The organism is Pseudomonas sp. RW407, from assembly GCF_003176655.1.
Lineage (GTDB): Bacteria > Pseudomonadota > Gammaproteobacteria > Pseudomonadales > Pseudomonadaceae > Pseudomonas > Pseudomonas delhiensis.
Map to the genome: position 1 here is coordinate 1 of NZ_QGSL01000029.1, position 1,179 is coordinate 1,179.

General features: G+C 62.9%; 2 protein-coding genes. Both read right to left on the reverse strand.

The genetic code is table 11. The features are described from left to right. The coding region (gene rfbC, locus DK254_RS00885) for a dTDP-4-dehydrorhamnose 3,5-epimerase (RefSeq protein WP_109932901.1) at positions 1–447 on the reverse strand (447 nt) is incomplete at its 3' end. Beyond that, positions 447–1,179: glucose-1-phosphate thymidylyltransferase RfbA (rfbA, locus tag DK254_RS34270; protein ID WP_218281383.1), on the reverse strand; the 733-nt coding region annotated here is incomplete at its 5' end. The genes rfbC and rfbA, both read right to left, overlap by 1 nt.

The following is a 1,179-nucleotide window of genomic DNA, read 5'->3' on the forward strand; positions in this document are numbered from 1 at the left end:
ATCGTTCCAGGCCAGGCAGCGCTCATGCTGCGGCGCGTAATAATCGGTGGTCTTGTAGAGGAAGTCCGCCGACTCCGACAGCACCACGAAGCCGTGGGCGAAGCCTTCCGGCACCCACAGCTGGTGCTTGTTCTCCGCGCTCAGCAGCGCGCCCACCCATTGGCCGAAGGTCGGCGAGGAGCGGCGCAGGTCCACGGCGACGTCGAAGACTTCGCCATTGACCACGCGCACCAGTTTTCCCTGGGGATTCTGGAGCTGGTAGTGCAGGCCGCGCAGCACGCCTTTCGACGAGCGTGAGTGGTTGTCCTGGACGAACTTGACCGGGCGGCCGATGGCTTCCTCGAATTGCTGGTGGTTGAAGCTTTCGAAGAAGAAACCCCGATCATCACCGAAAACCTTGGGTTCGATCAGGACCACTTCCGGGATTGCAAGATGGGTAGCTTTCATCAGTAGACGGTCTCGACCAGCAGGCGTTTCAGGTATTGGCCATAGCCATTCTTGGCCAGCGGGGCGGCCAGGGCTTCGAGTTGCTCGGCGCTGATCCACTTCTGGCGGAAGGCGATCTCTTCGGGGCAGGCGACCTTCAGGCCCTGGCGGTTTTCCAGGGTGGCGATGAAGTGGCTGGCCTCCAGCAGCGAGTCGTGGGTGCCGGTGTCCAGCCAGGCGTAGCCGCGGCCCATGATCTCCACGGAAAGCTTGCCGGCTTCCAGGTAGGCCTTGTTGACGTCGGTGATCTCCAGCTCGCCGCGGGCGGAGGGCTTGATGTTCTTGGCGATGTCGACCACCTGGTTGTCGTAGAAGTACAGGCCGGTCACCGCGTAGCTGGACTTCGGTTTGGCCGGTTTCTCCTCGAGGCTGATGGCCTTGCCATCGGCGTCGAACTCGACCACGCCGTAACGTTCCGGATCATGCACGTGATAGGCGAACACGCTGGCGCCAGCATCGCGCTGCATGGCGTTGAGCAGCAGCTCCTGGAAGTCGTGGCCATGGTAGATGTTGTCACCCAGCACCAGCGCGCAGAGGTCGTTGCCGATGAACTCCTCGCCGATCAGGAATGCCTGGGCCAGGCCGTCCGGGGACGGTTGCACGGCGTACTGCAGGTTCAGGCCCCACTGGCTGCCGTCGCCGAGCAGTTGCTCGAAGCGCGGGGTGTCCTGCGGGGTGGAGATGATCAGGATG